Genomic DNA, 7,425 nt, shown 5'->3' on the forward strand with positions numbered 1-7,425 from the left:
CGCCCACAGCCTGACATCAGCAAGGTCCCCACCCATAACCACACCAACGACCGACCTGGCCATCAGTCACGGCAAGGACCGTTGCAGTACTAGGCTGGCTGGGTGTCCGAGGACGCCGGGCATGCTGTGGAGCGTGCGTGCGAGGGGTGTGGGAGTCGGCTGAGGCCGGGTGCTCCGCCTTGGGCGAGGTTCTGCTCTACGGCGTGTCGTGCCAGGCAGTGGCGTCGTGACCTGCGGTTGCGCAAGCGGGTGGCTGCGGAACTGGGTGGCGCCGGCCGGGCCGAGTGCCCTGAGCGCGGGACTACTTGGGTCGCGGGGGTGGACCGCCGTTCGAACGCGGTCTACTGCTCGCGGCGATGCGTCACGAGGGCCTGGCGGGCCCGAAAGGAATCGTTCGGCGAACGGTCACAGTGACCGCAACGCGAACGCACCCGAATCGCATCTTCGATCAGATTCCGGTCCTTCCCGGTCGATCGTTGTGATCTTAGGATTTCCGGACTGACTCTCGGTCGAGAGGCGGGCTGCGTCTTGCCGCGGCCCCAAGAGCCGTGCCACGGCCCGTAGTTGAGGGTGAGAACCCATGACCGAAGAGATTGAGAGCGCCGACAAGGTCGGCAGCGTCAGCGTGAACCGGTACGCGGAGATCGTGGCCGAGCTGCGGAAACTGGTGGAGACCGCCAGCCGGATCCAGTTCACGGTCGGCGACTACGCACTCGAAGTCGAGCCGATGCGCGAGGCCGGCGGCCAGGAGCGGAGCGACGCGCTGTTCAGGGTCAAGGACTCGTTGTTCCGCCTGGCCGAGGACATCGGGCTGTCCTACGCGATGGTGGACAAGGCCCGGTGGACCGCGTCGAAGTGGCCGAAGGACCGGCGGGTTGCAGGAGTGTCGTTCACGGTCCACAACATCCTCGCGGCCATCGCCGACGACGAGGAACGGTTCACCACTATCCTCAACCCGCATGAGGGCAAGTCCCGTTGGACGCCGGACGAGGCCAACCGGCGGGTCGGACGCCAGGTCGTCAAGCCCGTCACCCGGCAGGAGAAGGTCAGCGCGATCCACTCGCTCGCCAAGGACGACGAGGTCGCGGGACGTGTCACCGGCGACTTGCTGCGGCGGCCGGAGGTGGTCGCGCAGGTCAGGGACGAGGACAAGGTCCGGGTCGTGGAGGAACTGACCCGCGAGGACCAGGTCGCGGCCGCGGTCGCCCCGGACTTCCTGCGCCGCCCCGCGGTCGTCGCCCGGGTCGCCAAGGCGGACAAGGTGAAGGTCGTCGAGGAGCTGACCCGCGACGAACACGTCGCGGCCGAGGTGACCACCGGCCTGCTGCGCAGGCCGGCCGTCGCCTTCAAGGCCATGAGCGACGACACGGCCCGCCACCAGGTCAACCGGGCCCAGGTCGACCAGGGCCGGCAGGCCCGCGACCACTTCGAGGAGACCAGCCCCGTCGCCCCCGCAATCCGCAACATCGACCGGTCGGTGGAGTTCTTGGACCTGGTCACCGCCTGCCATGCGTTCGTCGCGTCGGCCGGCCGGGTCGTCCCCGGGATGCGCGACCGCCAGCTCGGCGACGACGAACGCGTGATCGTGCACGAGAACGTTGCACGTGTGAGGGCGACGCTGGACTGGATCGAGACGGCCGTGGACACCGGCAAGGTCGACGTCGACGGCGAACTGGCCAAGCTCCTGCAGGGTGAATAGCCGATGCCCCGTGCCTCCGAGCGCAGATCGCCGGCGGCTCAGCGACACGCCGACACCGTCCGGTTCGTGCTCTTCGAAGCCCGGCCGGCCGGTCTGACCTTTGTCCAGCTGGTCAGATCCAGCGAACTCTCCCCTCACCAGACTCGCGCGGGGCTTGCCTGCCTGCGGGACATCATCACCGAACGCGGCTGGCCGCCGCTGATCTGGACGAAGAAGGACGGCTACAAGTTCTGCGCCGACCCCGCCGAACTCCAGGCATACGAGATCGCGATCATCCGGGGCAAGCTCACCGAGATCCGCCGGTTCATCACCGGAACCGTCGCCCCGCACGCGGCCCTCCAGCCCAAAGGCCGGTGGATCAAACACCTCAACACCCAACTCAACTCGGTCGAGTCGACACTCGACGTCATCGCCGACGCCGACGCCTGATCGGCGGGCCCGGCCGCGAAGCGGCCGGGCCCGCCCCCCCCCGTCTTTGAGGGAGGCAACGATGCCGCGCAGGCGCTGCTACCCCTCTGACACCTGGGACGACGAATGGGCGCTGATCGAACCACTGCTGCCGGTCCCGGCCTGTGAGACCCCGGCCGGCGGCCGTCCGGAGAAGCACCCCCGCCGGGAGATTGTGGACGCCATCCGCTACGTCGTGGATACGGGCTGCAAGTGGAGGGCCCTGCCCAAGGACTTCCCGCCCTGGCGCACGTGTTACGGGTTCATGGCCCGCTGGGCCGCCTGCGGCGTCATCGGGCAGATCCGTGACCAGCTCCGCAAGCGGATCCGCCGCGAGATGGGCAAGGCGCCCGGAGCGGTCGCCACCGTCATCGACTCGCAGTCGGTCAAGGCCGCCGAGACCGTCGGGAAGGACTCCCGCGGTTACGACGCCGGCAAGAAGATCAACGGCCGCAAGCGACACCTGGTCGTGGACACCAAGGGCCTGCCGCTGTTCGTCATGGTCACCCCGGCCGACATGACCGACCGCAACGCGGCCAAGGAAGTGCTGTTCCGGCTGCGGCTGATGCACCCCGAGATCACCATCGTCTGGGCCGACTCCGCCTATGCCGGACAGCTCGTCGACTGGGCGAGGACCTTCCTGGGCCTGACGATCAATACCGTCAGCCGGCCGAAGAACGTCCCCGGGTTCGTCGTCCTGCCCCGGCGCTGGGTCGTCGAACGTTCGCATGCGTGGGTCATGCATGCCCGCAGACACGCGCGCGACTACGAACGGTTCGTCCAACACTCCGAATCGCTCATCACCTGGGCCGCACTCACCTTGATGACCAGGCGCATCACCCGCCGAAGCTCTCGCAGGAGCGGACAGCCGGCCTCCCGCGAGGGCCACCGCGACTGATCCGATCGGCACTGACGGTCAGCAGTGCCACCGAGAAGTCACCGGGCCCTCAAGTCAGCCCAATTCTCGCACCAACACGACGACTTCAGCAGCGTAACCGGCAACATCGAGACCGGTGTCCTGTTGCCCAGAAATCCCAGGTCGCGCTGCCAGACGGCCTAGCTGGAGTCTTCCTGCGTCCACCAAGCCGGCACGCTCTGCTCGACGGGTCAGTAGTGTGCGGCAATGACAAGAAGCGAGCGGCTCGCGGAGCAGTTGGACTGGTACTGGCGCAAGAATCTGCGGCCACGGCTGGACGGGCTTACCGACGAGGAGTACTTCTGGGAGCCGGTGCGCGGCTGCTGGAGCATCCGCCAACGTGGCACGTCGGCCGCACCGATGTCGGCGGGTTCAGGGGAGTGGACGATGGACTTCGCGTCCCCTGCCCCGGAGCCGGCGCCGGTGACCACGATTGCCTGGCGGCTGGCGCACATCATCGTCTCGTGCCTGGCCTATCGGGTCGAATGGTACTTCGACGGCCAGGGCTTCGACGCCGAGGCGTTCGCCTACGCGGGGACCGCTGACGAGGCGCTAAAACAGCTCGATGAGATGTACGGGAGATGGAACGCGGGGGTCCGCGAACTCTCGGACACCGACCTAGACAATCCGCCCGCGATGAGTCCCGAGCCGTTTCCCATGGAGAACAGGATCCTGCACGTCAACAGGGAGCTGATCCATCACGGCGCCGAAATTTCCCTGCTGCGCGACCTCTACCGCTGGCAGGACGTAGCCGCACCGCACCGAATATAAGCCGGGTTCGGTGCCAAGCAGCAGTCGACCAGCCGCCCCGCCACCCAAACCCCGCCGTTCGAATTCTGAGCTGGGCAAACGCCCAGACGCCGCAGGTGGTCATGTCATGCTCAGCTCAGAAACAGGCACTTATGCGGTCAGCGAATCGCCGACCTGCAGGCGGTTCTGCTCACGAAATCGGTCTTGGCTTAGCTTCCGTGCAGTGACCACGCTGAGTGACGTCTGGACGCCTCTGGGCAGCTTCGGAAGTCGCCCGAAGATCAGCCGACAGGAGAGTGGTTGGGCTGACAGACCCGGCCGTGGAAGAGGTCGCGCTCCGGTCGAAGGAGTTGTTGTTCCCGTCAATCGCGGACATCGACGTGCTCTGTCGGTATAGGTGGGATAGCGAGATAGTGCGCGTTGACGTGCTGCCGAGCGCAGGACGAAGGGTCGTGCTCCGGATACCGGTTCGGCGGGCCCGCTGCCGCGACAGCGTGTGCTCTCGGCGGCCCTTCGCGGAACATGTACCCGGCCTCACTCGCAGGTACGGCCAGCGCACTGAACGGTTGCGCTCTGCGCTGGCCGCGGTCGGTCTTGCCCTGGCCGGACGTGCCGGGGCCCGGCTGCCTTCCGTCCTGGGTGTGTCTGCCAGTCGGAGCACGTTCCTGTGCCTGGTCGACGCCCTGCCCGAGCCGGAGGTACCTGGGCCGCGGGTGGTTGGTGTCGATGAGTACGCCACCCGCAAGGGCCGCCACAACGGCACTGTGCTGGTGGACGTCGAATCCCGCCGGTCGATCGATTCGCTCCCGGACCGGGAAGCATCGAGCCTGGCCGCACGTACGCCGGCAGATCCGCCCGCTGCGCCTCGACCGGCGCCGTGCTGGGCAAAAGCACCGCGACATGGCCGAGACGCAGCTCTGTCCGGCGCCCGCACTCGCCCAGCCGCCTGGTGTGCCAGCGCCTGCGTCAGCGGCCAGAGCGCCGTGAACGCGGCACGCCGCAGGACAGTCGCATGCGGGCCGGCCCACGGGCGGCAACAACGGCTCGATCCCGCCCAGGCAGCGTCAGTTATCGCCCCGTCCCGCATGACCAGTCGAACGATCGGATGACCACAACGACACTGCTTAGGACGTGACCGTCAGGGCGTGGGCGAAGGAGCATCAGTTGGAGTGGTTACCCGTCCGGAAGGGCACCGCAGCTCAGGCCCGTGCCCGCGCCACGGCCGCGCGTCTGGCCTCCGACGGGGCGACCCGCCCCTTGCCGCTGGCCATACAGCCCACACCGCGTCCGGGTGCCGCGCCCGAGCCAGGCCGACCACGACGTCGACGGGGAATGGTGGCGGCCCGTTCGTGCGTATCAGGCGCGGAAGGCGTCGGCGTGTGCGGCGGCCCATTGTGCGAAAGTCCTCGGGGGGCGGCCGACGACTTCCTCGACCGTTGAGGTCACCCTGGCCACCGTCTCAGGCACGGTGGCCCACATGTGCAGCATGAACTCGATGCCCTCCTCGGGCCACCCCTCAGCCCGCCAGTGCCGACGTGCCTGATCGTCGGTCAGCTCGGTGAAACGGATCTCACGGCCGGTCGCCGCCGCGATAGCGGAGACCTTGTCGGCCGGCGTGAGTGCTTCGGGGCCCGAGACGATGAGGGTCCTTCCCGCATAGCCGCCCCTTGCCAGCACGGTCGCGGCAACGGCGGCGACGTCCGTCTCGTCGGCCGAAGCAGTCCTGCGGTTCGCGTACGGCTCCCGAACCTCCGCCGTACGCCGGATGACCTCAGCCCATCCCAGTGCGTTCGACATGAGGTCGATCGGCCAGATGAACGTCCACTCCATGCCGCTGTCACGGACGGCTTTGCTCAGCTCTCCTTCGCCACCGGGCGACAGGACCGTCAGGCGCTGCACGCCCGCCTCGGCGGCCATCCCCAGGATCTGCGGCCCGGTCTGCAACGGGGCGTGGTCGTGCCCGGTGGCTCCGAGCAGGTGCACGGCGGAGACTCCATCGAGAGCCGCGGCCATTGTCTGCGGCTTCGTAAGGTCGCCGCCCACCACTTCGACATCTTCGGGCAGGCCGGTCGCCCCGGTCGGGGTGCGCGTGAGCGCGCGAACCACCTGTCCGGCCTGCCGAAGTCGCTCGACCACGTGGCGCCCCAGAGTTCCCGTCGCACCAGTAACCAAAATCGTCACGTCACTCCTTGCCTGTTGCCTGTTGAGGCGGCACCGCGCTGAGCGGTGGTCGAGCCGCGTTGGCCGGTCGTAGACGAAAGTACGTGGCGACTAGGTCAGAAACGGTCCTAGATGCGACCCGTGAGGCCGCGCTCAGGACCCTGGCGAACCGACTGCCGCAACTGCACCCGGCGGGACAGGCAGTCCGCATGCCCGGGGGAGCCGTCAGCGGCTTCACCCAACTGCCGTTCCACCCATCCACAACTGCACCCCGGCCTCGGAGCTTGTAACACGATCTTGTTGAGGTGTCGTGGCCAGGCGTGACTGATGTGATGATTCGGCCGTTCGGGAGGGTGTGAGTACTCGGCCGTGGATCGTGTGACGACCTGTGGACGCTGATCGAGCCGTTGGTGCCGCCCTGGCCGGAGCGATCGCCAGGGCCTCGGCCAGTGGCGGACCGGCTGTCTCTGCAGGGCATCCTGTACGTGCTCCACAACGACATAGCCAGGCAACTGCTGCCCTTGGGGGTGGGGTTCGGCTCGGGACAGACCGGCTGGCGGCGTCTGGCGCGGTGGCAGCAGGCTGGGATCTTTGACCGGCTACACCGCATTCTGCTCGCCGAGCTGAATGCGGTCGGTGAACTCGACTGGTCGAGGGCGTGTGTGGACAGCTCCCACATCTGTGCGAAAACGGGGGAGCCGACACTGGTCCGCCGCCGGTCGACCGGCGCAAGACGGGCAGCAAGCATCACTTGATCTGCGACGGGCGCGGCACCCCGCTCAAGGTCATCCCCACCGCGGCGAACATCGACGACGTCACCCAGACCCTCGCCCTGACCGACGGCATCCCGCCGGTGGCCGGCCGTCCCGGACGGCCACGCCACCCACCCTGGGACCAGCGGTTGCGCGGGATGCGGACCTTCACCCCTTCGAGGACGCAGAGCCACACGCAAGCGGTCGGGGCGCCGGTACCCGGGGCCCTGCCGAGGCATCGCCGGACACCCTGTTCGCGCATCCGTTGGGGAGGGACGTTCCTGGCGCGATGGGACAACGAGTCACGTCCATGCACGGGATTTGCACAGGCTGCCTCCGGTAGCAGGGCCGTGTGCTGTGCCGACGGAAGTCGAAGGTTCCGGTCAGCGTGATCCCCCAGAACCGCAATGGACCGTGCAATTCCCTCCTGCCGAGGTAGTGATTTGCTGCGATATGCAAGATTTCGTCCCGTCGAAGTGGTGGGGCTGATTCCGGCTGGCATGGGACGGTAGATACGGGGAACGGCCCGTCGCTTTGTGCGCTTCTTGTGACAGCTTGTGTGGCCGAGGTGACCGAATGGGTCACTGGTTCTGACTGTCTGTCTGACTTCCGTGGGGGAAGCTGATGCATTCACGTGCGCAGAGCACGTCCCTGTGGCGTGCCCGAAGAACACACAGAACCGCTCTCCTGTCCGCGCTCAC

At 67.6% G+C, this 7,425-nt stretch carries 7 protein-coding genes; 6 read left to right on the forward strand and 1 reads right to left on the reverse strand.

Going from position 1 to position 7,425, the window contains the following annotated elements; translation table 11 throughout:
- The first annotated feature begins 580 nt into the window (after window positions 1–580).
- The 4 genes from AC07DA_RS35970 (at window position 581) to AC07DA_RS35985 (ending at window position 3,833) form a co-directional block, all read left to right on the forward strand.
- On the forward strand, window positions 581–1,699 hold the full coding sequence (locus AC07DA_RS35970; protein WP_479132467.1) for a DUF6192 family protein: 1,119 nt from the start codon (window positions 581–583) through the stop codon (window positions 1,697–1,699).
- Window positions 1,700–1,702: 3 nt separating this feature from the next.
- A complete protein-coding gene (locus AC07DA_RS35975; protein ID WP_479132468.1) occupies window positions 1,703–2,128 on the forward strand; it encodes a RacP protein in 426 nt (141 codons plus the stop codon).
- Window positions 2,129–2,189: 61 nt separating this feature from the next.
- A complete protein-coding gene (locus AC07DA_RS35980) occupies window positions 2,190–3,044 on the forward strand; it encodes an IS5 family transposase (RefSeq protein ID WP_479132469.1) in 855 nt (284 codons plus the stop codon).
- Window positions 3,045–3,269: 225 nt separating this feature from the next.
- Window positions 3,270–3,833 carry a DinB family protein gene (locus AC07DA_RS35985; RefSeq protein WP_479132470.1) on the forward strand — a complete coding sequence of 188 codons (564 nt, stop codon included), beginning with the start codon at window positions 3,270–3,272 and terminating at the stop codon, window positions 3,831–3,833.
- 1,335 nt (window positions 3,834–5,168) lie between these two features.
- On the opposite strand, the gene AC07DA_RS35990 is transcribed toward AC07DA_RS35985, so the two are convergent.
- Entirely contained in the window at window positions 5,169–5,993 is an 825-nt protein-coding gene (locus AC07DA_RS35990; RefSeq protein ID WP_479132471.1) for an NAD(P)H-binding protein, read from the reverse strand.
- 365 nt (window positions 5,994–6,358) lie between these two features.
- Between AC07DA_RS35990 and AC07DA_RS35995 the strand changes: the two genes are divergently transcribed.
- Both AC07DA_RS35995 and AC07DA_RS36000 read left to right on the forward strand, forming a co-directional pair.
- Window positions 6,359–6,727, forward strand: a complete 369-nt coding sequence (locus tag AC07DA_RS35995) for a transposase (RefSeq protein ID WP_479132473.1) — start codon at window positions 6,359–6,361, stop codon at window positions 6,725–6,727.
- The gene (locus AC07DA_RS36000) at window positions 6,631–7,116 is read left to right on the forward strand and encodes a transposase (protein WP_479132472.1); all 486 of its coding nucleotides are present in this window, start codon (window positions 6,631–6,633) and stop codon (window positions 7,114–7,116) included. Before AC07DA_RS35995 ends, AC07DA_RS36000 begins: the two co-directional genes overlap by 97 nt.
- Window positions 7,117–7,425: the final 309 nt, after the last annotated feature.

It is taken from the genome of Streptomyces sp. NPDC044921 (assembly GCF_056432865.1).